Here is a 23,765-nt window from a genome sequence, read left to right as displayed (position 1 = left end):
AAAGACTATTCAATGTTTCTTAAAAACTTTGCATAAATTATGATTTTATTTAGATAAATTAAATATCTTTTCAACTTTCGAAATGTTATGCAACGTTTATTTCACAGTCTTACATTATATATGTTTAGTAAGATGGTGTTTGATTATGCTAGGAAAACTGAACTTGGAAAGACTCAGAAAGGGTGTATTACGGTACTTAGTAATGGAGTCTATATCTGAAAAACCCCTTAGAGTTTACGACATAATCAAGTCAATAGAAGAGAGGTTCGATGGTACATATCGCCCTAGCACTGGGTCGATCTATCCTATATTGAAGGGATTGGTGGACGAAGGATTAGTGGAAGTAAACGAAAAGGACGGAAAGAAGACGTATGTCCTCAACCAGGCAGGGAAACAGGAACTAGAAAAAGCTAGAGAGAAATTCAAGACCAAGTTCGCCGACGACTACACTGGTGATAAGAGAAAAATTGCCCTTGAACTGATGGACATGATAATTATTCTTTATGGTAATAGAAATTCTATCGGAGAAGAAGAAACTAAGAAGATCCTTGAAATAATAAGAGCTTGTAGAGAGAAGATTGAAGTAGTTATAGGAAATCGCAAAAGTTCAAATCAAATCGAGTAAGGAGAGAGATATCTTCACCACGTCGACAGGGTCTTTTCCTAGGACGAACAAAGTCTTCTCTTTACCGACGTCCCCCTCATCTATTATGAATTTATGGCTCTTGCCATCCCAAAGTTTATAGCAGAAGTCCACCATGAGGTTCATGGTGTGTCTCTCTACACTTCTAGACTCCTCAGTCTCGACATTCCTATTGAAAACGCACAGCTCCTCACTGGGGAGACTCTTCACTATAGACTCTTCGTACCTCAGATCTATAGCACTCCTAACTGCTTGGTCATGTTTCATTGCAGTAAGTATAACTCTAGCTATATGATCAGACGCTCCGAATTGGGGAGGCATGCAATAGAAGGACTTACCAAAGGCGCACGTGATCCTCCCTGGTATTGCGGCAACATCTTCCACGTTTCTAGCCTCAGGAATTGCGTAACCTAGGTTAGTTCTTATCTCTGGTATAAGGAGGGAGGACCTTGGATTCGATATGAAGAGATCTGCAGCTTCTTTCAGCCTCCTAAGGACTTCTTGACGACTAGCTTCCATGTGTTTTAAGGAGAAATCTGAGTTAAAACTTTTCATAACGAAATCAAGAAAGTACCTATGGCTAGAGACAAGAGACCTGATATGAATATCCCGTCAAAAGTCCCCATACCTCCTACACTTATCATTTGCGGTCTAGCTTCTTGAAGCATCCTCTTTAGGTTAAGTATATCTGCTCCTATGAGAGTACCCAGCACACTGCTGATGTATGCCGACAAAGGAACGAGAATAGGATGAATTGTGACGAAGAGCACATAGCTCAGTATTGAAGATATCAAAGAAGGGACTATAGGTGGCATGACTACACCTACCCCTGGTATAACTCTGGCTATCGATTTGCTGGCTAGAATTATTATTAACGTTTCGAACAACACTAACAATAAGGAAAGCGGATGGTGAAGGGATAGTAACAGGAATAGAGTAGTAGCTAGAGGAAGGATAGCTCCTCCTGCATTAAGTGCTATGTATGTATATGTCCTCTGAGAAAATGCCCTTGGGACTACGATCGGTATTCCAAAGAAGTATACAACGTCTTGTTGTATTGAGAACACGTTGTTTTCGACCTTCTTTATCACTATGTTAATTGGGCTCAGAAGTAAGCTAAGGAAAGATATTTCCACTCCTAATGCATAGCTCAGGTAAAGCGGTAACCCGATATAGGAAAAGATTTCAGCGAAGTAACTAACTGCAAGGAATACTATGAAAATACCCATAATAAGGTGGAGCAGTATCGACATTGCCCCTCTGAAAGGTATGAGAAATATTATCCTCTTGTTATCATCGCCCATAATAATACTCTCTCCTTAACAGTTTTTATTAGCCTGTAAAAAAGCGTTCCAGTCGTTCACGTTAAGTATCTCATGATCTATGCTTACGTCTTGAAAATATTTTGAATAGCCATGATCTCTCCAGAAGCTTATCCCAGTGAAACCTTTGTTATCTTTGAGCGAACAGAGGGAAGACCTACACTCTTCGATCAGATGCTCTATATCCCTCCATGTCAGAAAAGGTGAGTCGGCAGGTACAGTTATGAGGGGAAAACCTAAAGTTTCTACCACTTGAATTACATCAATTTCATAGCCTAAACCTCTGGTGAAAATGAGAAAATTCTCCATGCCAAGGTAATTTCTTACGAAACGTTCCACAGGATGTCCATTAGTTGTAGCTATCCATACTTCGATATGGGGAGAAAGAGAGTCTACTATGAGTTTCAATATCGGGACTCCGCATACTGTCAATAGAGGTTTAATCATTGAAAGCCTTTTGCCTTTTCCTCCAGCCATGATCACAACCCTCAAATTCTCAGCCTCATTTTAGGCTACTTTCTTATTTTTTTAAAAATATCTTGAAAACCCACGTTTATGTCACCATCTCAGTAATAATCTAATTTAGACTATACTTCTTCAGACCTTAAAAGCCAAGGCAGGCATCAGTTCATAAATTAAGAGCTCGAAAGGAATTATTATGTAATTTCATATTACCCTTTATAGTCTGAGCGGAAATAAGAACTGCATCTTTCAATATCAGCGAACATCTTCCCTAATCATTTAACCTTTTCCTTCATGGATCTTTATACTCAAAGAGAAAACCTCTTTTAACTCTTCTTAATTATGACACCAACATCCATTGAAAAGGAAGTATCAACTTAAGAAAGCTAAATTAAGTTAGCACATGAGAATAGAATATAATGTTAGCTATTGACATGTATGACGTATGGAAGACATACAGGAACGGTACACAAGCACTCAAAGGGTTAAACCTTCAAGTCGAGGGTGGAGAGATCTTCTCTTTGCTCGGACCTAACGGTGCCGGTAAGACCACAACCGTGAAAATCATGTCTTGTATCCTTAAACCAGACAAGGGGAAAATCAAGATACTAGATAAGGAAATCCCCAGAAACTGCGGGGAGATCTTGAGGGAAGTGGGCACAATGCCACAGGAGTTCCAGGGGTTCTCCGACCTGACTGTAAGGGAAAACATAGAGTACTTCGCCAGCCTTTACGACAAGGATATAAACATAGATGAGCTCATAGATATGTTCGAGCTAAGGAAATACGAGTACAAAAAGTTAAGGGAATTATCAGGAGGTTTCAAGAGAAGAGTTGGGTTAGCTTCAGCTATTTCAGGTCAGCCCAAGATTCTCTTCTTGGATGAGCCTACTGTGGGCTTAGACCCTAAGGCGAGAAGGTCTCTATGGGAAATCATAAAGAAATTGAGGGATAAAGGCATAACAATATTTCTCACAACCCATTACTTAGACGAAGCTGAGAAGCTTTCTGACACGGTCGTTGTTATATACGACGGGAAAGTAGTTCGTAGAGGTAAACCAGGAGAGATTATAGACGAATTTAAGAAGGAAACTTTAGAGGAAGCTTACTTAGAACTCATGAAAAACCTCGAGGGTGAATCTGATGGTTAAAGTAAGAAACATAGCTAACACGACGAAAGCGATATTGAAGGATAACCTCAGGAACAGGTTCGCCCTTTTCTGGATAATATTCTTCCCAGTTGTTTTGGCTATCCTTTTCCCCCTAGTTTTCGGTGGAATAGGAAACGCAATACATATAACTGTTAGCGTTAACGGCTACAATTCTCAAGAGGTAGCTAAGGCACTGAACGACTCTAATATCTTCACCGGTGTAGTCGGAGTTAATTACCAAGATGCCATGAGGCAAGGGTACATGTACGTTAACATAACTAATCAAGGCAGAACAATAGACGTCTTCACCAATCTTCAGGACAAACCCCTGGTTCCTTCACTTAAAGCTATAGTGGAGGAAGCCCTATTGGAGCCGAACGTTACTTTCTCGTCTAAAGTTACAAGCAACTACACATTTAACGACTACCTAATATCTGGAATTATAGGGATAGTTTCATTATCAAATGGATTATTTGGCTTAATAGGCATAGCATCTGGATATTACAGGGACAAGGTAGTTGATAGACTTGCAGCCTCTCCTCTCAGGAGTCTAGAGTGGTCAGTCTCCCTCATACTTTACGTCGTGATCATCACGTTGATCTCTACTTCTGCAGTTCTGATAACAGGGATATTCTTCGGGTTCATACCTATAGCTGGAATAGCGTTCCTGGGTTTCTTGGTGATCTCTACAATGATGTTCGGTGCAATAGGAGCTGTAATATACGGGCTGACACCTAAGGAGAAGCTCTTCGTAGCGCAAAGCGTAGTGAGCGCACTAATCTTTCCTTTAATGTTCCTCAGCAACGCCTTCTTCCCCATATCAGCTTTCCCGTCATTTCTGAGACCTTTCGCAGAGTATCAGCCTCTATCATTAATAGATACTGTAATACGAGATCTGACTGTTTACAATGTAGCACCAAACCTATCTTTGGTGTTCTCTATCATTGCAATAACGATAGTTCTTAACGTGGTGGCAGGAAGACTTCTCAGACTGAGAGAGACGGGGTTGTGATCAGCTAGATTTCTGTTGTGGTATCCACGAAGGTCTAGTCTTGCTTATGAAAGCCAATATTCCCTCCTTTGCGTTATCACTTTGAACTTGGTTTACTAGATCCTCAAACGCATCGTATAACATATCCTTCATTCTAGAGTCTAGGTTCTTCTTCATCCATATGAGTGATGTAGGTGCCATGACAGACATTTTCTCCATTAAAACGGAGGCAGTCTTCATGGGATCCTCTGAAACGTAGTTCACTAACCCTATCCTCATCGCCTCATCCGCGTCTATCTCTTCCCCAGTTAGAGCAAGTCTTCTGGCGTTTTGATAGCCTATTATTGATGGACCTATACTCACTAGAACTGGCGGAAACACTCCCAGCTTGGCACCGGGTGCAGCGAATTTCGTCCCGTTCTTAGCTATGACGAAGTCCGAGACTAACAACATCTCCATTGATGCTCCGTAGGCTATGTTTTGAGGAAGAGCTATAACTATCTTGGGGACGGTCATTATTTTCTCATAAATCTGCCTCATGTAATTGAAGAAAGTCCTGGCGAACTCTAGGTCATCATTAGCCTTCTTTAACTCTGTTATATCTGCCCCCGTACCGAAATTTCCTTCACCTTCAATGATCAAGAACCTTGATATTCTATCTTCCTCGACGTTGCTCAGTACATCAATCATATCTGTCATAAATTTTATGTTAAAAAGATTGTACTTTCCTCCAGTATTAAACTTTAAAACAGAATAGTTACCGTAACTCTCGAGTTTAACCACCACTTTCGTATCACTACAATTGAACACTGATGTTTAACGTATAAAAACAATATGTCGAATTTTAAGAATAGAGTTTGAGCTACAGATCAGAAGGGCATCTAATAATACGGTATAATTGAAAGAACGTTCTAAACAAGTCAAAAATGAATTTTAAAGAAATAAAAAGGAAAACTTTCGAGGGATGTGATGAAAGATATGCCCACTCAGATTCTAGAATTAAGTCCTGTTTCCTCTGAGATCTTCTTCAGTATTTCCTGGTTATCTGGAAACCTCTTCTCCTCGTATCTGGAAAATAGTAGTTTCTGATTTAAGTAAACGTCGAAAATTCCTTTCTCACCTTGGGAAAGAACCACTTCTATGTCCTGAAAATAGCTTAGTACATCTCTTGCAAGATCAAGGGCCTTATCGATGTAGCCGCATGGCCTACAATAAATTATCTTGAGGGTTTTTGGCATAACTCTCTTTCCCCAGTGTCCTTAAAAACTTTATAAACTAGATATTAAAATAATTAAATTTAGCTATCTAAGCAAAATAACCTTGAGGAACTATTAAACAAACTTAAAACCTAAGCATTCGTTAATAGAATTAATGAGAATCGCTGTAACATATGATAAAGAACAAAACCTGAAGCCATTAGATCAGGCTGATTTAATAGGTGTAATAGACGAAGAAAAGAAAGAGATTGAACAATATGAAAATGAGGGACTAGGTAGCAAGGAAGCCACAATGGATCTGATATTGGGCTTAGACGCAGATGCTATAATCGTCAAGGAAGGGTTTCTATGCCCAGGTTCTTATTATATGTCATATGGAAGAATAAAATATATCCCATCGAAATATTCTAACTTGAAGGAAATACAAGAACACTTCGAGGAAATTAAGAAATCTACAAGGGATGACTTAGAAGAAGAAATGTATGCTGAGAACGAGTTCTAAGATAGAGAGTTCCTCAATTCATCTATTAATTGATTTATTTTTATCTTCTGTTTTGGATCTATCTTATCGCTGTTCTCTATGAGATAACGTATAACGAATTCCAACTGTGAGACTACATCATTAACTCCTCCCCCTTCTGACTTACCTAGCTCTTCTCTCCCCTTTTTAGTAAGTTCATAGTACTTTTTCCATCCCTCTACTCTGCTTATCTTAAGGAGACCGTCCTGCTCAAGTTGATCCAGCGCGGGATAAATAGAACCAGGAGAAGGCCTCCACATACCTAACGTAAGCCTCTCCACTTCATCTATTATTTGTGAACCTGTCATTTCATGGTCCTTTAAAACGTTCAAGATAACTTGTTTCAGCCCTCTCTTCTGAAACCAACTCATTAAAAGAAGATAGCTTTCAAGAGAAAAATAACTTTCTTGAGGTTATAGAGGCCTGAATTCTTTCTCTACTAGTTCAGCCATCTTGTCTGAGCATTCCTTGATGTCAGAGAGCATTTTACCCTTCAGCTCATTGTAGTCCCTAGCTTTGTAAAGATATCTTGGACGACCTGCCTTGTTTCCTGGCTCCTTTATTCTCATTACTAAGCCCATTTCGAGAAGCTTGTTCAAACTTCTGTTAATTGAAGCTTTGGACAACTTAAGGTCGCTCTCAAGCTCCTCTGTTCCTCTAGCATCTCCTCTCATGAGAGCTAGGAGAACAGTTACATCTGTCTCAGACAATCCATAGCAAAAGGATAGGATATCTACTAGACCCGCATCCTTACCTGAAGGAAGCTTTATTCTTGTTCCAGACGATAATTGGGTTTCGGACATTTATGCCACAATTTAAGAATGTAATATTCCACTATAAAAATTTTTTCCGACTAGAACAAGAGAATCTATTGAATGTGTTAAGCTAACATGAAACTATTATACAAAAATAAATGAATGATTCAGTACATAACTGTACATAATACTAGCTTAATCTGGCTTAATACTCACTTATAGCTTACTCATTATTTTTTACTGTGATTAGAAAGTTTTATATAGTAGTTCTAGTAATATGATAACTTAGTGATCTAAGTGAGTGTCGAAGAGATAGTTAAGGTATCAAGAAACTACCAGGTCACAATACCTGCGAAGGTAAGGCAGAAGTTCCAGATAAAAGAAGGTGATCTAGTAAAAGTAATTTTTGATGACGGAGAAGGAGTAGTAAAGATCCAAATAATGAAAGAACCTTGGAAGTAAGCTGATTATTTAAAAGATTTTTATTTCAAATCTTTTTTATTGCTTTTGGGATGCTTATAGACGTCCATTCGCATATAGACAGCGAAGAGTTTAACTCTGATAGGGACTCAATATTAAAGAAATGCAATATTATTGTAGTAGATGCTGGAATCAATTATGAAAACAACTTAAAGGTCCTGGAGATTGTGGCCAAGTATAGCAACGTTATACCTGCAATAGGCTTACACCCTGAAAACATAAACTATGATGATCCTGAAGGGGAAATAGACCGTGTCACTTCTCTAGCCAGTAAAGCGGAAATAATCAGCGAGATAGGGCTAGACTATTACTGGATAAAAGATGAAGAAAAGAGGAAAGTACAAAGGGAAATTCTGGGAATACTGTTGTCAATAGCAGAGAAAGAAAATAAACCAGTAGTAGTACACGTGAGAGGAGGGCTTAAAGATTTCCTAGAGATCATAGCATCATTCAAGGTGAGATTTGATATTCATGCATACGAAGGAAGTGTAAAGAATGCTATGAAAATAGTGGAAATGGGAGGATATATCTCCTTCCCACCAGTGATAGTTAGGGACAAGCAGAGACAGAACGTAGCTCTCAACGTACCGAAAGAGAGAGTGCTTACCGAAACGGATTCACCTTTTCTGGGTCCTACACGTGATAGAAATGAACCCTGTAACGTTAAAGTGACATTAGAAGCCCTTTCCACGTTATGGAGAGTTGATACAAAAGAAATAGAAGAAATTATATTTCAGAACTTTAGAAGATTTCTAAATAAATCATACTAAAAGATTAAGAGAACCAAATAACAAAGTAGATATATATATATATAATCATTTTTTAAAAAATAAGAATTGTCTTTTACCCCTCCTGAGGAGCGAAGTACACGAATAAGAAGAAAGCTAGGAAACCTATCATAGCCAGTATCGTAAATGGCAGCACATAAGGCGTTGCTGCAGCATGAAACGCGATATCTCCAATTTCCCATAACAGGAGGAGTATAGCAAATATGTAACCTATTCCTAAAAGCTTGAAGAAACTTACCACTCCAATCACCTATGATTCAACTATTATTGTGCCCCATAAGCTCATTACATAACCCATCTGCTCACCGGTCAATGTACTCGACATACCGTCTAGGTCGTAGTTATAGAAGACTGGATATATAACTCCATAGAGGTAGGCAGGAGCCTTAGCATTGAATGTGAATTCCATGTGACTATTGTAGGTCAGATTTGAGGTCTCAACAGGAGTTATCGTTCCGTTCCACCACACTGCATATATACCAGCAACTATACCTTTGTCAGGAGCTGCCTTACCGGTAGTTGAATAGTTATATAGATAGTTGTGATCACCTTTAGGGGTTGGGACGTACATGTTCAGACTTATACTAGAGTCAGCTTTAACAACGAAGGTAGGACCAGGGATAGTTCCGTTTAGAACGTTATAGTCGTCAGCTACTACATACAAGTTAGGAGACATGGTACTATTTTCCACGTAGATTCGAGGATTGTAAGGGTCTCCGACTAAAGCTGAAGTAAAAGCCTCATGAGTCGTCGTGATGTACTTAGAGATGCTAGCAGGAGAAGAATAACCTGAGGTAGGTATTACAATCATGTTGCCCTCCTGGTAGCTAAACCAAGGCCCGTCGTATTCTCCATTAACGAAAGTGTACACACCAGTTTCATTGGGAACAGGAAATACTGCATACCCGGTGAGGCCTGGAACTATCTGAACGTCAGTGATCTTATCCCCGTATAGAGGGAAGAAGAAATTAGTTGTAGCTGTCTCCGGACCGGCAACCATTGTCAGATTCATCCAATCTCCTGGATGTGCAACTAAGATGTTATAGTAGAAGTCATTAGTAGTGTTCCCTATTTCCTCTACAGAGTTCACATCTGGACCATGTTCTGACAGATTGAAGTAGTATTGGTAAGCAGTCACCAGAACATTATCGACCTTGGCATTAGGAGGAATTTGGCTTATCTCCTGCGGCACACCTCCTACGTTTCCGTCAAGGGGAGCCGTAGCGACACCAACAATAACGAACAGAGCAAGCACGAAAACTACCCATGTTAATTCCCATCTTTCCTTTTTGTCCATATCTCTTCACCTTTTACGTGACGCAAATAAAACTTTTCTTTAAAAAAACTAAATTGTCTTAGCTGCCTTAAGGGTAAATATAGATGTGATCACTATTCCCAATGTAAGTAAAAATATCCATATCCATCCAGTTGCTGTATAGAAATCTCCGGCTAGTGCTAAAGGTATTGTGCTGACCACTATCAGGAAAGCTCCCAGTATCCCCAGAGACCAGTCCTTTCCTAGCCCTTTCTTCGGCTTAGTGTGAAATAGCTTCAGCATTGATTTAGTTAGTTTAATAGAGGATAATGAACTTAACTTAGGAGAATAGCTAAAGCTCATTGCAACTTCGCTTATAAGCTCTGGTACACTGTTCCAGCTCTTCATTGGCTCTCCCTTAACTAGCGTTAACACCAGATTCAGGAACCAAAGCAGTGTAGCGAAGTCTGCTATGAACGCTCCCACTGTGGCCATGACTTCGCCCTCTATGACAGGTGAAGTGAGCGGATAGATCTCGGTTCTTCTCAGGAGTCCAGAGAATCCAGTTATCTCGAATCCCAATATTAGAAGAGATGTACCTATCATGTAGCCGACGAAGTGGATCCACCCTAAAGACCTTGAATACCATGATCTTCCAGTCATCATCGGTATCATGAAATAGAGCACAGCGAAAGCTGCAGGAACTATAGACCACAGTATCATAGCATGAAAGTGACCTACAACATACATTGTGTTATGGATTATCGCGTCGAAGGAAATCGTAGCGTTAGATATCCCGGTGACACCTGCAGCTATGGCTCCTGCAAAAGATGTGACAGACCATGCTGTCATGAGGTTCAGGTTCACTTGTGCACCTTTCGCAGTTGCCCACAGATTGAAGAAGGTCATCATAGATGGTATTACAACGGCGTATGTCAGTGCTTCTTGAAGCAGTTTCAGATCTAACGGAAGATTAACCATGTAAAGATGGTGTATTGGCACGTTGTTAGAGAAAATCAAGTAGAGTAGCGCAGAGATTCTACCCATTCTATCGCTATAGAGAGGCTTGTTAGCAAGTACGGGTATAAGCAAATACAACGCTCCTACAGCTGGTAGCCATGCCATATATACTATTGCGTGTCCGAATATCCAAAACGCTACTTGATTAGCTATTACGTCCAGCCCAGTTATGTGATAGAACGCTAAGACATCCCATACGTCTGCTACCGTAACTCCGCTGTAACCTATCATGTAGAGGAGAGTGTCCATCAAGAAGAAAACAAGAACAACGGGAAGCTTTTCCTTAAGTTGTTTCGTAGCTAAATAATAATGGTAAACTATCCAAATTCCGGCTAGATAAGTGAAGCTATCCAGTAGGATCCAACCTATATACCAAGTGATGCTAGCTACGTATTGTGAATAGCCTGGTATTCCTAAAGGAGATAGATAATACCATGAAGTTGAAGGGAAGTAGTTATCAAATCCTGGTTGTCCTGTGATGACTATAGGACCTTCCATGAACATTGGGGAAATATTTATTGCTATGAAGGCAATATTAAGAAGCCACTTGGCTCTAGGCTGTATATTGAGAAGCTTTATAGTAAAGAAAATGAATAGAGCGAACTCTAGCTGTTGAGCGAACGGGAATAAATCCCTCGCACCGTGAAGTGTAATCGAAGCAAAATACTCCTGAGGTGAAAGAGGCAGTGTAGCTGAAATTCCCCACATAGCCTCCTGTATTCTTACCATCAATGCGTCAATGACTCCAAGAAGTCCCCATATTACGCTCATTACTAGCATTCCCATAACTATTCTAGTAGTCCAATCTTTGTCCAGTTGGAAAAGCGATACTACCAAATCCTTTAAGCCCATAATCGATCTACATTAGTCTCACGTTTCGTAAATATATGATCTAGCTCTAAAATACAAGGTACTTCAAATTAACAGCGTTTATCGTATTTTTTAAGAATATTTATTTAAAAAATAAAACTATTAATGACAGATGTAGAAGCAAGTACAACTAAGGCATGCAAATAAATGAGATGTAATTATAATAATATGATATAACTTTTTCATGATTTATTGAATTCATTGCAATACTGAAGAGTTCTCGCCATACTTTTTAACTCAACGTCTAAACAGCACATAACCCCGTGCTTAAAAGCTTATTTGAGCGAAAGAGAGGGCAGCTAGCAAGTCATAGAGTTATCTCAGCCGGATAATACAAGATACATCAAAAAGAGAACAAGTATTACGTTTACAAGGCAGATGACAGGCATATTGATAACGAAAAGGAACGTTACGTAGATCCTTCAAATGGTCTGGGGAAATCTTGCAAAGAATTAAAGAAGAGTGGGATATGTATGTCCCAAAAGCGCCAGAGGGAGGACTCGAACCTCCGACCGTCCGGTTAACAGCCGGACGCTCTTCCAGCTGAGCTACTCTGGCAAGCCTAGAAAAGTTAGATATACATAATAGTTAAAGTTATCGTAACGCAAAGAAAAGCCAAACGTTTTATAGCCTCATTTAACAAGGCACAGATATTTTTATATTCTGTGTAAAGATTTTCTAGATTTGAAAGCGAGTTAAAAGTAGTGAAAATGCCTAAAGTGGTAGATAGTTTCATTAATAGCTTAGCACAAATATTCTTTGGTCGGGAAGGGTGGGAGTCTCGCCAGCTCCATTACCCAAGGGCGTAAAGTGGGCACCAGAAACTCGTGCCTCAGATGTTCATGGACTGATAGTTCCATCCTCATCGATGATAGCCGCCCGATGGGGCAAGATATTCGTAGATCTCTCTTCTGGAGAGAAGAGAGATACTACGTTTACCGGGGGAAGCGGTCAGGTCCGGAAGGGAGCAGCCGTGCCCGGGTATCAGCGTTCATCGGTCTCCGGTTTGAGCAGGGATGGGGCAAAAGCTATCAGCCCCTGAGCATATGAGGTACGAGGGCCGACCTTTAAATTTTCACTCTAGAGGATTTAAAATTATAAACTATTGGGTATAAAAATACTATTGCATTTAAAAAGTGATGTAAATTCTCTATGTTAATAGAGGAAGCTCAAAGAATACATGAGTTATACATGATGTATCTTTACCCCGTGGAACATTGAATGGTTTATCATGAACTATCTTTAGGGAAAATTTTTAATTCATGATAACATATTATCTAACGCCGAGGTCGCCTAGCCTGGTAGGGCGTCGGCCTGCTAAGCCGATGAGGGAAACCTCGCACGGGTTCAAATCCCGTCCTCGGCGTACTTACGTTATTACGGTTGTCTGCAGTATGAAAGCAATTGTCGCAAAAACTACCTCTATCCCCCATAGTACGGTGACAACTTGGTATTCCTTGAAATTACCAAGCCTCATCACAACGTGAGTTAAGGAATTAGGTTTAGAATCCCAATATAGAGTACCGTCCTCTCTCACTTTGCCGAAAGAAATTCCCTTAAACTTAGTCCTTGCTTTAAGTACGAACTCTACTACATAAGGGACGTAAAGGAGAGCTAGGGCTGTGAACATGTAGCCAGCTATCCCTATAGCTCCTATTATCGCACCCATTAGGTAAGTGCCTATATTTCCAGGGAATATCTTTGCTGGATATTTATTGAAGAGAAGAAATGCTAAGAAGGCGAAGTCGGTCACCAGAGCTAGTATTCCTGCAATATGGGTTGGACCCGTACTCTTCAGACCTATGGCGGCTAAGGTGGAAAGCATTATCACACCCATTCCGCTACCTAGACCGTTTAAACCTTCTAACATATTGAAGGCATTGCTAGTTATAGTCAACGCACCAGGAACTATGAGGATATAATACACAATACCAAAATTAACCAGTCCTATAAACGGTATTGAAATAACTGAATGACCTAAGCTAAACAAAGAAAGAGGTACAGCTGCTGCAATAGGCAGGAAGGCTCTAAGTGATTGCCTGACGTTGAAAACGTCGTCGACCAATCCCAAGAAACCTATGAGAAGTGCAGAAAGTAGTATTGCTGGTATTATCTCTTGAGATTTCAAAGCTATCATGAGCGTGAATGACCCGGCCACGAAACCGACTAGTATCGCGATCCCTCCTAGTTGAGCTACTTCCCTTCTGTCAGGTTTGTTGATATCTTTCCCAGTGAAGCCTCTGCGCATGGCCTCACTTATGACCCATCTAGTAGAGAAGAAAGTCCCCAGAAACGCTACTGCTATAGCAATAACTAGATCAATGAGAAAATATTCCAAAGATGGTCACTTTTTCCTCTTCAGCGTGAATTCCGATACGAACTTGAGAGCTTCATAAGCCTCCTGGTTCCTAGGCTGAATTCCGTCTAGACTGGAAATAGCCCTAGATCTGTATTCTTCAGCTAGAGAATAAGCGTATTCCAGAGAGTGTTTCTTTACTATTTGGGACGCCTCTTTGAGCTGGTCTGTGGATGCATTTTTATTCCCCAGAACTTGTTTCAGAACTTCGAGCTCTCTTGACTCGGCCTCTTTTAGAGTCCTTATTACCAACAAAGTTCTCTTCCCTTCCCTTATATCACTGAAAAGAGGCTTACCTAGCTCAGCCTCATCCGAGGTTATCCCTATTATATCGTCTACTATCTGGAACGCTATGCCTAGGTAAATACCGAAATGAAAGAACTTGTCAGCCACATCTGGGCCAGCTCCTCCTATTAAGGAACCTATCTTTGATGACGTAGCTATTAAGTATGCAGTCTTCTTCTTCACCATCTCTAAGTAGTCCTCTTCAGTTACATCGTTTCTACCTTCAAACTGCATATCCATAGCTTGCCCTTCTGAGACCACAACTATTGAGTTAATGAAAGTTTTCATCACTTCGTAATGGAGGGTCTCATTGACGCCTTCTAACGAGTCGTTCAGCATTTCAAATGCCTTAGCGTGCAGGAGATCTCCTGCTAATATAGCCATTGACTCTCCCCACTTTACATGAACTGTAGGAAGGCCTCTCCTCAAAAAGTCATGATCCATTATATCATCATGTATGAGGGTAAACGTGTGAAGGGTCTCTATTGCTGAGCCTGCAAGTATTGCTCTAGAACGATCTCCTCCTAGGAAATCACAAGACGAGACCAGGATCAAAGGCCTAAGTCTCTTTCCTCCGGCGGAAAAGAGATGTTTGGAAGCTTCGTATAGAGAAGAAGTGCCTGACGGAGCGTTAGAAAGATACTTCTCAATTGTCTTGTTCACTTGATTTATCACTTCATTGAAGTAGTCTTGTAACATCAATATCCTCCTTTTCTCACTTTATCGTATGTTGAAAAGGTTATTCCTCTGGACTCCATCCAATCCTTTAAACTGCCAAGTATAACAATAGGGGCTTTCTTCAGAGAGGAAACGTCCCTGGAACCAGACATCAGCATCGCTACTTTAACCTGAAACTCAACTTCGGAAAGAAACTGCTTCACTGCGTCTCTCCCCTCCAAAGAGGCTTCAAGAACAGGTAAGGCAAATCCTCCGATGTCTGCCCCTAAAGCTATAGCCTTAGCTATATCGAGACCATTCCTGACACCACCACTCCCCACCACGAAAGAAGCAGGGTCTGCCCATTTAGTCTCTATCACTGAGGCAGCAGTCGGTATTCCCCATGACGAGAAAAGAGAAGCACTCTTTGATTTCCAATTTCCCCTTCTCTCTCCTCTAATCTTCTCCACGGCTATCCAGCTTGTCCCACCTTGTCCTGAAACATCGAAGTTATGAAAGCCATAGCTGGAGAACTTCCTCACAGTTTCCATGGAGAGACCGCATCCAGTTTCCTTAAGTATTATAGGGATTCCCATTTGAGAGGAGAGGTCCTTCAATTTCCCCAGGACTTCCTCCTGATAATCTGTCTCCCCCTCTGGTTGAAATACCTCTTGAGCTACGTTCAAGTGTACGGCCAAAGCGTTAGCCTCTATTACGGAAACTATTTTCTCTAATTCCCTTAGGCCATATCCTCTCGAAATCTGAGGCATACCAACGTTAGCAACTAGAGGAGATGTGGGAGCGTTTCTCCTGACTATCCTAAAGGACTCTTCAGAAGAAGGGTTCTCTATCACTATTCTTTCACTTCCAACACCCATGACCAGTCCAAGCTCTTCGACCACAGATGCGATAGTTCCGTTGAACTTACCCAGTTCTGGCGTCCCTCCAGTCATCCCAGTAACCATGATTGGAGCGTTCACGTCGAACCCCAAGAACTTAGCTTTAGTGTTCACTTCCTCCAGCGAAATTCCAGGGAAAGCTTGATGAACTAGAGTAACGTCTTCAAGCATCGTGTAGGTCTTTCTACTCACATCTCCGAATACGGTAACTTCCACGTGCTCTAGCTTCCTGTTTATAAGATGACGTACGTCATTTTCAACCACATTTACCCACTCTTGTACCTACCCTTTCTCCTCTCATTGCACGTAATATATTTTCATCTCTGTAGCTAGTTATCACGGCATCCACTTCGGCTCTGAGTATTTTCCTCACCTTCTCAAGAATTCCTCCGGTAACATCAGGGTTAACAGTCTTCATTACTGGAAAGGCTTTGTCGTTATCCACGCAATCCATTATTCTGCCTTGGTTTAGAATTCCCTCTACGTCAGTGACGAAGACGATACCTAGGTCTAGTTCTCTGGCTAGAGTTACTGCTATGTCATCGCCTGAAATTACCTTACCTTCTGGCAAGATATCCCCAAAGATAAGAGGGATCATCCCTTGTCTAATTATTGACTTTGTCACGTCTACAGTAAAGAACTTCCCAGGGACGGGATAAGTGTTGAGACCACTCTTTATCAACAGGGAGTTCACCAGGAAATTTAGAGTCAGCATTGCGTGACTAGTTCTGGGCACAGTTCTTTCATCCACAATTGAAGCTTCATAATGCCCAAAGCTTCCCCCACCATGAATGAGAATCGGGGCGATACCATGGTAGGTAGCTTTGACAATCTGTTTAGCTATCTCTTTCGCCGCACTGACCTTGAAACAGTAAGGTACATCCTTACAAGTTATCGCACTCCCGCCTATCTTGACAATTCTATAAGCGATGCCCCCTGAAGATCCCACGACCACTTCACCATACTCATCTCTGGAACAGGTAAAGAATAAACCGCACTCCAGACTCCGTTCTCGAATCGAAATAGACTAGATACATCGTTTTCAGACAATTTCTGACTGATCTCTATTGCTGTAATACCAACCAAATGGATAAGAGAATTATCAACGAAGTTAGGTGTATCTCTAGGATGAAATGCGATAGACCTAGCTGAGAAAGAATTACCTATGGGAACTGCTTCGTCGCCTTCCCTAAAAAGGATTGGGGTTCCGATCTCCATAGTTAACCTAAGGGCCTTCAACATGTCCTTATCGTCAGGGAATAACAGTCCGTCTATTTCATATGCTATCTCGTTCATCTCTTCTACTGTCGCTGGAACTCCACAGTTGATGAAACTCTCTATTACCTCGCGCGTGGAGAAAACGTAAGACGTGGCGAGCGGAGAGTTGGATAAGCCTCTAGGGTTCACTTTACATGAGAAACCAGTAGCTTCCTCCATTATCTTGATGAAATCTACTACCTTCTCCAAGGGTGTACCTAACTCGAAAGAGGAAATCTGAGTAACTACTGGGTTTCTACTCCCTGAGATAGGTATTCCTGCGATTACTATAGGAGATTTCACTTTACTGGAACTCTGCGGCAAGGTAACCAACTACAGCTGATCTGTCGCCTGAAGTATCTCCTGAATTGGCATGTTTCAGTATCTTAGCTTTCTTTCCTCTCCTTGAAGCTAAAATCATTGCGACCATTACAGGGGAATACCCACACATTGTAACATCTTTAGTGACTACGGTATCATAAAGTCCGTTGTAGTCCATGGAGACTATTCTATCTATTGCAAGCTGATCCTTTTTGTTCGTAAGATCATATGGATCATAATGGTTAAGATCGCTACTTGCTATAACAACAATATCCTTTCCGCTCTCTTTAATATATGCGTCTATTACGTCAGCAAGCTTCTCTGAGATTTCAGGAAGTTGAAGCGTGACAGAAATTGGAACGAACTTGAAAGACCCAAAGAAGTTCTGAATAAAGGGAAGTTGAACCTCGATGGAGTGTTCATAAATATGAGCTTTCTCGTCAGGTGCTAAGACGTCAGAATTTGAAAGCATGAAATTTACCGCTTCCTTATCTACCTCCACCTTGCCAAGAGGAGTCTCCCACTCACCTTCTGGCCATACAGAGGCCATGGAACCCAAGCCATTGTGATCTGGACCGAGTATTATGAAAAGTTCTGGCTTACCCTCCTCCGCAAGGTGATAGAAGGAGTGAGCTGCTACTGGACCGCTATAAATGTAACCTGCATGAGGGACAATGAAAAAAGGAGTTAGTCTTTCCTTTTCCTTTGATTCTCCAATACTAGGAAGAGAACCAGGACCTATAGGATGTAGAAAAGACCACTCTATCCTTTTCTTTAACTGTTCTGGTTCAGACTCATAGAAACTCCCAGATACAGCTGGGAGCCTTTTCATTGAGCTAGCTTCACCTCGAATTCGTCAACAGAGACAGGCAAATCAGCGTCTGCTGCTATCTCCTTCCTCTCTCTCAGGATCTGCCTAGCTAGTATCCAGTATAACAATGCTAAGGACTTCCTTCCCTTATTGTTTGCAGGTACTACTAGATCAACGAAGTCTATCTTTGCGTCAGTATCTGCAAAAGCTACGATAGGTATTCCCATGTCAGCTGCCTCTTTTATTGCTTGCGTGTCGGTCCTAGGATCAGATATCACGACAACTTGTGGCTCTATATATGATTCGAGGTAAGGATTAGTGAAAGTACCGGGTATCATTCTTCCTGTGATTACCTTAGCCCCTATTACTTCAGCGAATTTTTGAGAAGGTCTAAACGCGTAAGGTCTGGTGGCTGTAACGACTATAGAGGCTGGATCGAACCTGGCAAGGAATTTTCCAGCTATTCTAAGCCTTTCGTCTATTCGCCTTACATCAAGAACGTAAAGTCCTTCAGGCCTCACCCTATAAACGAACTTCTCCATGTACTTAGTGGAGGTGTGTGTCCCTATGTGAACACCGGCGGAAAGGTAATTCTCAAGAGGTACAAGTAATTCTATGACTGCACCTTTCTCTCCTAGCTTCAACTCTTCCTTCTCAGCGTCGCTAAGCTGAGAACCTTTTTCATCTCTCATGCTCATTTGTATCACCATTATACGGGTCTGGTATAATTAATTACTTCCTGAATTATGTTTACGTGTGAAAGAAGCATCCTTCTACAACAGTACCTCTTTACGCCCAGATCGTCAAGCACCTTACCAGGGTTCTCTCCAGCTTGGACTCTGCTGGCATAGATCGACCATTTATCAGCTATGAGTGACCCGCAGGTGAAACACCTTACTGGAATTATCATTCTAAATCACCTGTACGCTTTCTGCCTCCATCTCCTTGCACTATATCTCATCCACTTCTCTGACTCTGTTGATCTGGGATCTCCAGCAAGCATGGTTCTGTCATAAGCCCTATATATATTCTTAAGTTCGTCGCTTTCAGTGTATTTGACCAAAGCTCTGGCCAATGCCATCCTTCCAGCGTCTGCTTGACCCATCATTCCCCCTCCAGCAGTGTAAATCCAGCAATCAAGAGTTCCTCTTACGTTATCTCCTGCCAACATCAATGGTTCTATTATCTTTAACCTGATCATCTCATTAGGATATATATCAATGGGTATATCGTTAAAGAATACTCTTCCTTTACCTTTCTTTAAGTAGCACCTAGCAGATGCCATCTTCCTTCTTCCGTATGATATTATAGTTTCGGATTGGCTCATTCTTTCCACCCTAGGCTCTTAGATACTTCGTACAGTGTAACGAACTTACCTTTAAGTCTAGCTCCGTCTGAAGTAGAGGGCTTGATCTTCTCTTTGTTAGCTAAATGCTCTGGAACTCCAATGTAGGCTTTCACCATTTTCAACATTCTCATACCCTTTTGTCCTCTAGGAAGCATACCCCTTATTGTCCTCTTAAATATCCTCTCCGGAGACCTTGGCCTTATGACGCTGTTAGTGTACGGGTTAAATAGTGTCTTAACATCAAACATGAGAGTGTATGAAGCTAATACCCTGTTCTTAGGTCCGCTAAGTATTATCTTTTCTACGTTAACTACTTCGACTTTCTTTCCCTCCTTCAGTAACCTCACTACGTTAGTCGCGAGCCTTCCTAATATCTGACCATCAGCATCAATTACAACTGAAGGTGAGGCTTGTGATGAGGAAGTCTGACTAGACATTATTTCATCAACCTCACATTGTTATTCTTAAAGTCTTTTATTTCCTCCAATGCCTTATTAATCGACATGATTTTCCCTCCAGCCTGATTTATTTTCTGTTGTGCAGATTTAGAGAAAGACAAAGCCGCTACTGTAACGGGATGGTCTAGGAAACCGACCCCAAGAACTTTTCCAGGAACTACAACTATGTCATTAGGCTTAGTCATCGAGTTTATTTTGTAAATATTCACTTCTGTCATCTTCCTCCTTGGTTTATCCATTTCTTCTCCTACATAATTCCAGAAAGCTTTCTCATGCTCCTTTAAAGAGACTAAAAGCTTCCTTATATTCATATCCGTACTTCCGGTTCTTTTCATGAGCTCACCTGATCTAACTTCTTTTCAAAATCTTCCAACTTCCTTAAAATGCTATTTCCAGCCTCTAATAAAATTCTCTCTACCTTTAACGAACCTACACCCTCAACTTGTAGGATAAACTTGTTCAGATCATAAGAAATTGCTATTTTCCCTCCGCATACCTTTAAACATTCTTCACACAAAGTGCACGAAAGCTCGTTCTTAATCACTAGCTTATCTCCCTCAATTGAGAATACCCCTTCTGGACATACCTTATATGCTTCAGTGCATTGGTCTTTGATCTGAACTATAGGGAAGTATCTGCTCACAGCCTCTGATACAGGGATGAACTTAGCATGCTCCTTTCCATAGCCCAGCCTGACCTTAGCCTCCAAAGATATTTTCTGTTTAGGTCCTAGCATAACAATAGGTATATCCCCGGAAACCGGAGTTACGCTGGGATCGTCCGTCTTGATCTCGCTGGAATAGACCATCCTAGGAGAGACATCAGCTGAAGCCTCAAGATAGATCTTCGTATAACAGCCATCACATTCTGAAGATGAACATTGCTCGCATTCTTCAGGTCTTTTATAGGAATCTAAAGCATCATCACTGAGTAGAGGAACCAAACCTAACCTATGAGCTATCATTTCGTCATAAAGAGGACTGCTATTGTCTAAGAGGTAGACTTCGTCTACTGCCATAACTGGAACTTCCAACATTAAAGAGCGACGTATTGTGCTCACGAACTCTAGGGGATATCCCTCTAGTACTAATTCCAGCCTGTTAGAATCACCAGAAAGTTTGGTTATAGACATAACAAAAAACCTCTTTAATTGCTTTCTTTATACCCTTCTTCCTCTTCTTCCTCCAGGTCTTCTAATGCTGTCATGAGGTACAGGAGTTATATCCTCAATCCTTCCTATTATGAAACCTGATCTGGATAGGGCCCTTATTGCAGGTTGGGCTCCAGGGCCAGGAGTCTTGCTTCCATATCCGCCAGGGGCTCTTACTTTTATGTGAATTGCCATTATTCCCTTGTCTAGTGCGTCTGCAGCTGCCCTGTTCGCAGCTAACATTGCAGCGTAAGGGGAGGGCTTCTCCCTGTCTGCCTTAACAACATTACCGCCAGAAGCCCTTGCGACTATCTCAGCCCCGGTTATGTCAGATATAGTGAGTATTGTATTATTCTGAGAAGCGTATATGTGAGCTGCGCCCCACTTAATTTCACGCCTGCTGGACATTCTGATCACCTACTTCTGATTGAGGTTCGGACTGAACTACTGTTGGAGGTCTATCTTTAAAAGGTGACGTAGCGTAGAACTCTATCATACCCTCCTCATCACTCGAAACAAGGAATCCAGGGGAAGTTATTCTCTTCCCTCCTATGGAGATATGACCGTGTATTATCAGTTGTCTAGCTTGATAAATTGAACGTGCCATACCCTTGTTAAACACTATCGTCTGAAGCCTTCTCTCCAGCACGTTCTTCTCATTAAGGCTTAGTATGTCATCTACCGTGCCGTTCTCGTTCTGGATTAGACCTAACTTGTAAACCCTGCTTATCAGTTGCTTCTCCCTCACTGCCCTCTCTGCTGGGGGCAAAGCTAAGAGAGACCTAGCTTGATGTCTAAGGTTTCTGGTAAACGTTCTGGCTAACCATAGTTCCTTCTTGTTTCTGAGTCCATATTTCCCCATTAGAGTCTGCTCCTCAGTTAAGGTCTGCCTTATCCAAGGATGACCTGGACCTTCCCACTTCCTCCTGCTCTTCTTAGGATCTCCCATTCTAATCACCCACTTTTCTGAGTAGAACTACTTGAAGTTGGCTGTGCAACTCTCTTCCTTGTTACACCTATAGTATATCCAGACCTTCCAGTAGTTCTGGTTCTCTGACCCCTTACTTTCAGACCAAGAGAGTGTCTAACACCTCTCCAGCTCTTAATTTTCTTCTCCTTCTCTATATCGTTCCTAGCATAAAATATCAGATCTGATGTAACTAAATGTAAATCGTTCCCGCTCTCATAGTCCTTTCTTCTATTATACATCCATACTGGAAGACCCTTAATTACCTTGCTCTCGAGCTGCTCTTCTATTTTTTTCAGATCGCTGTCAGAAAGCTCTCCTAGTCTAAGATGAGGATCGAAGCCCAAATTCCTTATTATTGCTCTAGCTGTATTATAACCTATTCCTTTCACCATTGCTAATCCATATGGAAGTTTCATAGTGCCATCTATATCTTGGCCAAACATTCTCACAACGTACTTAAACTGTTGGCTCATTAAGCATCAACTAGATCGTGTATGCATTTCCTCTTTTTAAGTTTTTCAATGTCTCCTCCTTCATCTTGAGCGACTTAGAGATGGCTTTATCGACCCTCAGCCTTATCTCGTTCAAAGGATAAGGTGACCAGTTTCCTATCACTTTTTTAACCGGAGTGTAAGGGCTTTCTCTAAAGTTCTCTGTTAAGGGCTCTCCTTCATATGATATTATGTTATGGCCGTTGAACTTTTTGACCTCACCTATTACGGATGCGTTTATGTCATTAGATTTCAACGTTGCAATTACGTCGTCTGGATAATCAGTGAAAATCAGAATAGAGTCTATGGATAGCCCCAGCGGGTCGATTGATAGCTTGTCTAACATATCTCTAACTGTGGGATTTATCATGGAGTTAAACGAATCTTTATTGATCTGTAAAGTGACCTTACTAGATTCCCTTCCAGCGTTAATCTCTGACGATATGGACCTGATTCCGCCGTTTGTGACGTCGGTCATGGAATCTACTTTATCTGAAACGTAGTTCGTTACTATCCTGCATGCCTCAATGTCCTTAAGACTTAAGGTAGAGTCTACAACCTCGGGAAACCCATGAAATATAGCAGTAGTAGCGATAGTACCTCCACCATTCCCTTCTGTGAGAACCAATGAATTACCTTCTCTCACATTAGATCTGGGGAAAGATTTCTTCCCTATCTTACCTACTGAAGCTACCCCACCGCTTATCCTTTCTCCTATTACTAGATCTCCTCCTATCCTTAACGTACTTCCTGCAAGGATTTTTATCCCTAAAAAGTCTGTAACAGAGGAAACTCCGGCCTCGAAATCGGTGAGCATACCGATGTCGCTATCGTCAGATAAGTGTATGTCCACGAGCACACCTAAAGGTCTAGCGCCTTTCACCATGATGTCCCTGAGAGTTGCTCTAGTCGCATGAAAACCTGCTAGGAAAGGGAAATAACTGAGCCTAGAGTGTATTCCATCGACAGAGACTACCACGTCTTCCGCTATTCCGGCGTCGTCAAAAGAGCTCAAAGACCTCCCGCTTATCTTGAAGAGGGCTTCGTGTATAATGTGATCTCCGACTCCTCTGGAACCTAAACCTGCCTCGCCAGCGCGTAAGCCTATTTCGTTGTAAGCGTACTTGGAAGCTTTTAGCGAATGCTCGACCTCGGTTATCACAGCGTGAGAGATATCCCTTATTGGAAATTCCTTTCCCTTGTAGAAGGAGAGTTCTTCCTCCAGTTTAGCTTCTGCAGCTCTCTTATCATGGGACAGTTTCCTCGCTATTCCTTCTAGATCCATTTC

At 41.4% G+C, this 23,765-nt stretch carries 33 protein-coding genes, 2 tRNA genes and 1 other RNA gene; 9 read left to right on the top strand and 27 right to left on the bottom strand.

All coding sequences use genetic code 11. The features are described from left to right. Positions 1-145 precede the first annotated feature (145 nt). Positions 146-625, top strand: coding sequence for a PadR family transcriptional regulator (locus IC007_RS09235; protein ID WP_054845949.1), 480 nt, complete (start codon positions 146-148; stop codon positions 623-625). On the opposite strand, the gene IC007_RS09230 is transcribed toward IC007_RS09235, so the two are convergent. The 3 genes from IC007_RS09230 to IC007_RS09220 are packed head-to-tail and all read right to left on the bottom strand — an operon-like array spanning position 608 to position 2,448. Next, entirely contained in the window at positions 608-1,162 is a 555-nt protein-coding gene (locus tag IC007_RS09230) for a thiamine-phosphate synthase family protein (RefSeq protein WP_149528648.1), read from the bottom strand. The two genes, IC007_RS09235 and IC007_RS09230, sit on opposite strands and share 18 nt — an antisense overlap. Positions 1,163-1,194: 32 nt before the next feature. Continuing rightward, positions 1,195-1,947 (bottom strand): DUF1614 domain-containing protein, encoded by a 753-nt coding sequence (locus tag IC007_RS09225; protein WP_054845948.1) that lies wholly within the window; start codon positions 1,945-1,947, stop codon positions 1,195-1,197. Between the two features lie 15 nt (positions 1,948-1,962). Beyond that, positions 1,963-2,448 (bottom strand): NTP transferase domain-containing protein, encoded by a 486-nt coding sequence (locus IC007_RS09220; RefSeq protein ID WP_232049053.1) that lies wholly within the window; start codon positions 2,446-2,448, stop codon positions 1,963-1,965. A gap of 398 nt (positions 2,449-2,846) precedes the next feature. On the opposite strand from IC007_RS09220, the gene IC007_RS09215 reads away from it, so the two are divergent. Further along, positions 2,847-3,578: an ABC transporter ATP-binding protein gene (locus IC007_RS09215; RefSeq protein WP_149528646.1), complete on the top strand. Its 732-nt coding sequence runs from the start codon at positions 2,847-2,849 to the stop codon at positions 3,576-3,578. Next, the gene (locus tag IC007_RS09210) at positions 3,571-4,590 is read left to right on the top strand and encodes an ABC transporter permease (protein WP_054846899.1); all 1,020 of its coding nucleotides are present in this window, start codon (positions 3,571-3,573) and stop codon (positions 4,588-4,590) included. Before IC007_RS09215 ends, IC007_RS09210 begins: the two co-directional genes overlap by 8 nt. Here IC007_RS09210 and IC007_RS09205 read toward each other — a convergent pair whose 3' ends face one another. Then, positions 4,591-5,355, bottom strand: a complete 765-nt coding sequence (locus tag IC007_RS09205; protein ID WP_149528645.1) for an enoyl-CoA hydratase/isomerase family protein — start codon at positions 5,353-5,355, stop codon at positions 4,591-4,593. A gap of 200 nt (positions 5,356-5,555) precedes the next feature. After that, positions 5,556-5,807: a SelT/SelW/SelH family protein gene (locus tag IC007_RS09200; RefSeq protein WP_054846900.1), complete on the bottom strand. Its 252-nt coding sequence runs from the start codon at positions 5,805-5,807 to the stop codon at positions 5,556-5,558. Positions 5,808-5,940: 133 nt separating this feature from the next. Here IC007_RS09200 and IC007_RS09195 point away from each other — a divergent pair, with 133 nt between their 5' ends. Continuing rightward, a complete protein-coding gene (locus tag IC007_RS09195) occupies positions 5,941-6,288 on the top strand; it encodes a hypothetical protein (RefSeq protein ID WP_054846901.1) in 348 nt (115 codons plus the stop codon). Here the strand turns inward: IC007_RS09195 and IC007_RS09190 are convergent. Both IC007_RS09190 and lrs14 read right to left on the bottom strand, forming a co-directional pair. Next, positions 6,285-6,677 carry a PadR family transcriptional regulator gene (locus IC007_RS09190; RefSeq protein ID WP_054846902.1) on the bottom strand — a complete coding sequence of 131 codons (393 nt, stop codon included), beginning with the start codon at positions 6,675-6,677 and terminating at the stop codon, positions 6,285-6,287. The two genes, IC007_RS09195 and IC007_RS09190, sit on opposite strands and share 4 nt — an antisense overlap. Positions 6,678-6,719: 42 nt before the next feature. After that, positions 6,720-7,109 (bottom strand): Lrs14 family HTH-type transcriptional regulator, encoded by a 390-nt coding sequence (lrs14, locus tag IC007_RS09185; RefSeq protein WP_054846903.1) that lies wholly within the window; start codon positions 7,107-7,109, stop codon positions 6,720-6,722. A gap of 249 nt (positions 7,110-7,358) precedes the next feature. Here lrs14 and IC007_RS09180 point away from each other — a divergent pair, with 249 nt between their 5' ends. Continuing rightward, entirely contained in the window at positions 7,359-7,523 is a 165-nt protein-coding gene (locus IC007_RS09180) for an AbrB/MazE/SpoVT family DNA-binding domain-containing protein (RefSeq protein WP_054837654.1), read from the top strand. 50 nt (positions 7,524-7,573) lie between these two features. Continuing rightward, entirely contained in the window at positions 7,574-8,311 is a 738-nt protein-coding gene (locus IC007_RS09175; RefSeq protein ID WP_054844769.1) for a TatD family hydrolase, read from the top strand. A 73-nt stretch (positions 8,312-8,384) separates the two neighbouring features. Here IC007_RS09175 and IC007_RS09170 read toward each other — a convergent pair whose 3' ends face one another. The 3 genes from IC007_RS09170 to IC007_RS09160 are packed head-to-tail and all read right to left on the bottom strand — an operon-like array spanning position 8,385 to position 11,456. Beyond that, complete coding sequence (locus IC007_RS09170; protein WP_054845166.1) at positions 8,385-8,570, bottom strand: hypothetical protein; 186 nt, start codon at positions 8,568-8,570, stop codon at positions 8,385-8,387. A gap of 9 nt (positions 8,571-8,579) precedes the next feature. Beyond that, positions 8,580-9,626: a hypothetical protein gene (locus IC007_RS09165; protein ID WP_054844770.1), complete on the bottom strand. Its 1,047-nt coding sequence runs from the start codon at positions 9,624-9,626 to the stop codon at positions 8,580-8,582. 48 nt (positions 9,627-9,674) lie between these two features. Then, positions 9,675-11,456: a cbb3-type cytochrome c oxidase subunit I gene (locus IC007_RS09160; protein ID WP_054844771.1), complete on the bottom strand. Its 1,782-nt coding sequence runs from the start codon at positions 11,454-11,456 to the stop codon at positions 9,675-9,677. Between the two features lie 356 nt (positions 11,457-11,812). On the opposite strand from IC007_RS09160, the gene IC007_RS14215 reads away from it, so the two are divergent. After that, positions 11,813-11,998 carry a putative integrase gene (locus IC007_RS14215; protein ID WP_149528930.1) on the top strand — a complete coding sequence of 62 codons (186 nt, stop codon included), beginning with the start codon at positions 11,813-11,815 and terminating at the stop codon, positions 11,996-11,998. On the opposite strand, the gene IC007_RS09150 is transcribed toward IC007_RS14215, so the two are convergent. Continuing rightward, positions 11,960-12,032 (bottom strand) — tRNA-Asn (locus tag IC007_RS09150). The two genes, IC007_RS14215 and IC007_RS09150, sit on opposite strands and share 39 nt — an antisense overlap. Positions 12,033-12,234: 202 nt before the next feature. Between IC007_RS09150 and ffs the strand changes: the two genes are divergently transcribed. Both ffs and IC007_RS09140 read left to right on the top strand, forming a co-directional pair. Then, an RNA gene (gene ffs, locus IC007_RS09145) (signal recognition particle sRNA) lies at positions 12,235-12,541 on the top strand. Between the two features lie 215 nt (positions 12,542-12,756). Next, positions 12,757-12,840: transfer RNA gene (locus IC007_RS09140), tRNA-Ser, on the top strand. Positions 12,841-12,843: 3 nt separating this feature from the next. Here the strand turns inward: IC007_RS09140 and IC007_RS09135 are convergent. Genes IC007_RS09135 through IC007_RS09060 form a run of 16 tightly spaced genes read right to left on the bottom strand, consistent with a single transcriptional unit; the run spans position 12,844 to position 23,762 of the window. After that, positions 12,844-13,797 carry an MraY family glycosyltransferase gene (locus IC007_RS09135; RefSeq protein ID WP_370685236.1) on the bottom strand — a complete coding sequence of 318 codons (954 nt, stop codon included), beginning with the start codon at positions 13,795-13,797 and terminating at the stop codon, positions 12,844-12,846. Positions 13,798-13,818: 21 nt separating this feature from the next. Then, a complete protein-coding gene (gene gds / locus IC007_RS09130; RefSeq protein ID WP_054844774.1) occupies positions 13,819-14,814 on the bottom strand; it encodes a geranylgeranyl diphosphate synthase in 996 nt (331 codons plus the stop codon). Further along, entirely contained in the window at positions 14,814-15,935 is a 1,122-nt protein-coding gene (gene fni / locus IC007_RS09125; protein WP_084739524.1) for a type 2 isopentenyl-diphosphate Delta-isomerase, read from the bottom strand. The genes gds and fni overlap by 1 nt, the downstream gene beginning before the upstream one ends. Further along, on the bottom strand, positions 15,928-16,620 hold the full coding sequence (locus tag IC007_RS09120; RefSeq protein WP_162302127.1) for an amino acid kinase family protein: 693 nt from the start codon (positions 16,618-16,620) through the stop codon (positions 15,928-15,930). The genes fni and IC007_RS09120 overlap by 8 nt, the downstream gene beginning before the upstream one ends. After that, positions 16,578-17,252, bottom strand: coding sequence for a hypothetical protein (locus tag IC007_RS09115; protein ID WP_149528643.1), 675 nt, complete (start codon positions 17,250-17,252; stop codon positions 16,578-16,580). Before IC007_RS09115 ends, IC007_RS09120 begins: the two co-directional genes overlap by 43 nt. Next, a complete protein-coding gene (gene amrB, locus IC007_RS09110) occupies positions 17,233-18,081 on the bottom strand; it encodes an AmmeMemoRadiSam system protein B (protein ID WP_054844778.1) in 849 nt (282 codons plus the stop codon). Before amrB ends, IC007_RS09115 begins: the two co-directional genes overlap by 20 nt. Further along, entirely contained in the window at positions 18,078-18,758 is a 681-nt protein-coding gene (rpsB, locus tag IC007_RS09105) for a 30S ribosomal protein S2 (protein ID WP_054845168.1), read from the bottom strand. The genes amrB and rpsB overlap by 4 nt, the downstream gene beginning before the upstream one ends. Before the next feature lie 11 nt (positions 18,759-18,769). Beyond that, positions 18,770-18,970 (bottom strand): DNA-directed RNA polymerase subunit N, encoded by a 201-nt coding sequence (locus IC007_RS09100; protein WP_054844779.1) that lies wholly within the window; start codon positions 18,968-18,970, stop codon positions 18,770-18,772. Between the two features lie 6 nt (positions 18,971-18,976). Further along, positions 18,977-19,387 carry a 30S ribosomal protein S9 gene (locus IC007_RS09095; RefSeq protein WP_054845169.1) on the bottom strand — a complete coding sequence of 137 codons (411 nt, stop codon included), beginning with the start codon at positions 19,385-19,387 and terminating at the stop codon, positions 18,977-18,979. Continuing rightward, on the bottom strand, positions 19,384-19,845 hold the full coding sequence (locus IC007_RS09090) for a 50S ribosomal protein L13 (RefSeq protein ID WP_149528642.1): 462 nt from the start codon (positions 19,843-19,845) through the stop codon (positions 19,384-19,386). Before IC007_RS09090 ends, IC007_RS09095 begins: the two co-directional genes overlap by 4 nt. Then, the gene (locus tag IC007_RS09085; protein ID WP_054844781.1) at positions 19,845-20,201 is read right to left on the bottom strand and encodes a 50S ribosomal protein L18e; all 357 of its coding nucleotides are present in this window, start codon (positions 20,199-20,201) and stop codon (positions 19,845-19,847) included. The genes IC007_RS09090 and IC007_RS09085 overlap by 1 nt, the downstream gene beginning before the upstream one ends. Further along, positions 20,198-20,998: a DNA-directed RNA polymerase subunit D gene (locus tag IC007_RS09080; RefSeq protein WP_054844782.1), complete on the bottom strand. Its 801-nt coding sequence runs from the start codon at positions 20,996-20,998 to the stop codon at positions 20,198-20,200. Before IC007_RS09080 ends, IC007_RS09085 begins: the two co-directional genes overlap by 4 nt. A gap of 27 nt (positions 20,999-21,025) precedes the next feature. Next, positions 21,026-21,424, bottom strand: coding sequence for a 30S ribosomal protein S11 (locus IC007_RS09075; RefSeq protein ID WP_054844783.1), 399 nt, complete (start codon positions 21,422-21,424; stop codon positions 21,026-21,028). Then, positions 21,408-21,965, bottom strand: coding sequence for a 30S ribosomal protein S4 (locus tag IC007_RS09070; RefSeq protein ID WP_054845170.1), 558 nt, complete (start codon positions 21,963-21,965; stop codon positions 21,408-21,410). The genes IC007_RS09075 and IC007_RS09070 overlap by 17 nt, the downstream gene beginning before the upstream one ends. Before the next feature lie 5 nt (positions 21,966-21,970). Then, entirely contained in the window at positions 21,971-22,459 is a 489-nt protein-coding gene (locus tag IC007_RS09065) for a 30S ribosomal protein S13 (RefSeq protein WP_054844784.1), read from the bottom strand. A 10-nt stretch (positions 22,460-22,469) separates the two neighbouring features. Continuing rightward, positions 22,470-23,762 carry an AIR synthase related protein gene (locus IC007_RS09060; protein ID WP_054845171.1) on the bottom strand — a complete coding sequence of 431 codons (1,293 nt, stop codon included), beginning with the start codon at positions 23,760-23,762 and terminating at the stop codon, positions 22,470-22,472. Positions 23,763-23,765 lie beyond the last annotated feature (3 nt).

It is taken from the genome of Sulfuracidifex tepidarius (assembly GCF_008326425.1).
GTDB classification, from domain to species: domain Archaea; phylum Thermoproteota; class Thermoprotei_A; order Sulfolobales; family Sulfolobaceae; genus Sulfuracidifex; species Sulfuracidifex tepidarius.
The sequence above is the reverse complement of the archived record's forward strand: the minus strand, read 5'-3'. Positions and strand labels throughout refer to the sequence as shown.